The 1,668-nt window shown below is 66.8% G+C and carries 2 pseudogenes; both read left to right on the top strand.

What is annotated here, in order from left to right:
* Positions 1 to 646: pseudogene (fpvR, locus tag FFS27_RS32490) on the top strand (pyoverdine signaling pathway anti-sigma factor FpvR); the annotation flags it as partial.
* 100 nt (positions 647 to 746) lie between these two features.
* Positions 747 to 1,616, top strand: a pseudogene (locus FFS27_RS32485) (efflux RND transporter periplasmic adaptor subunit); the annotation flags it as partial.
* Positions 1,617 to 1,668: the final 52 nt, after the last annotated feature.

The following is a 1,668-nucleotide window of genomic DNA, read 5'->3' as shown; positions in this document are numbered from 1 at the left end:
CTACCAGCGCTACGAGGCCGAGGGCAACGTCAGGCATGCCGTTCTTCCCGACGGCAGCGAGGTCGAACTGGACCTCAATACGCAGCTGAGCTTCGCCAATTTCAAGGACATCCGCCGGGTTTCCCTGGACAGGGGCGAGGCCTACTTCCATGTCACCCACGACAGCGCGCACCCCTTCGTGGTCAAGGCCGGCAACGGCTCGATCACCGTCACCGGCACCCGCTTCAACGTCTGGAAGTACCAGGACAACGTGGTAGTCACCGTCACCGAGGGCTCGGTGAAGGTCCGCAGCGAAGGCTCGGGCAACGACAGCAGCCTGACTCCCGGCATGCAGGCCAGCTACTATCCGGGCCTGCTGCAACCGTTGGTCGAAGCCGTGGATACCCGCCAGACGCTAGCCTGGCGCGAGGGCCGCCTGGTACTCGACGACCTGCCCCTGTCCAAGGCCCTGCCGCTGATCAACCGCTACCTCGACGCTCCGCTGGTCCTGGGCGACAGGAGCGCTGCGAAACTGCGCATTGGCGGGATCTACAGCACCCGCGACATCCGCAGCCTGGTCGACGCCCTGCCGAAAGTCCTGCCCGTGGACCTGGAACATCGCGAGGACGGCAGCATCCGCATCAGCAGCCGTTACGCCCAGCTCTGAACCCAGGTTAAATTTAGCCGCCCTGGCCTCGTATATCTGGCAGTGCCCAGCCTGCCGATCCAGCGGCGGCGGTCTCTCCACGCACCGGCCGGATTCCCGAATGAGACGAACCCGTAGTACTCGTCGCGCACTGCTCGTCGCAGTCTGCCTCAGCCCCCTGATCGCCCTCGCCGCCTGGCAGGCCTATCCGTTCCGCAGCAACAGCTTCGATACCGTGAGCGTCAGCCGCGGCAGCATCGAGAGCAGCGTCTCGGCGCTCGGCACCCTGCAACCGCGGCGCTACGTCGACGTCGGCGCCCAGGCCTCCGGGCAGATCCGCAAGTTGCACGTCGAGGCCGGGGATGATGTGACGGAAGGCCAGTTGCTGGTCGAGATCGACCCCTCCACCCAGCAGGCCAAGGTCGATGCCGGCCGCTATTCGATCGAGATGCTCAAGGCCCAACTGGCCGAGCAACGTGCCCAGTACACCCTCGCCCGCCAGCAGTACCAGCGCCAGCAGCGGCTGGCTGCCGGCGGCGCGACGCGTACCGAGGACGTGCAGAGCGCCCAGGCGCAGATGCTCGCCACCCAGGCGCGGATCGAGATGTACCAGGCGCAGATCCGCCAGGCCCAGGCCTCGTTGCGCAGCGACGAAGCCGAACTCGGCTATACCCGCATCTACGCACCGATGTCCGGCACGGTGGTGGCGGTCGATGCGCGCGAAGGCCAGACCCTCAATGCCCAGCAGCAGACCCCGTTGATCCTGCGGATCGCCAAATTGTCGCCGATGACCGTCTGGGCCCAGGTTTCAGAAGCCGACATCGGCCGGGTCAAGCCCGGCATGCCGGCCTACTTCACGACCCTCAGCGGCGAAGGCCGACGCTGGACCGGCAAGGTCCGGCAGATCCTCCCGGTGCCGCCCAAGCCGCTGGACCGCAACCGCGGCGCTACGTCGACGTCGGCGCCCAGGCCTCCGGGCAGATCCGCAAGTTGCACGTCGAGGCCGGGGATGATGTGACGGAAGGCCAGTTGCTGGTCGAGAT

It is taken from the genome of Pseudomonas sp. 2VD (genome assembly GCF_005503585.1).
Classification (GTDB): domain Bacteria; phylum Pseudomonadota; class Gammaproteobacteria; order Pseudomonadales; family Pseudomonadaceae; genus Pseudomonas; species Pseudomonas aeruginosa.
Note: the sequence above shows the minus strand (reverse complement) of the source record. Positions and strands in the feature narration are given on the sequence as shown.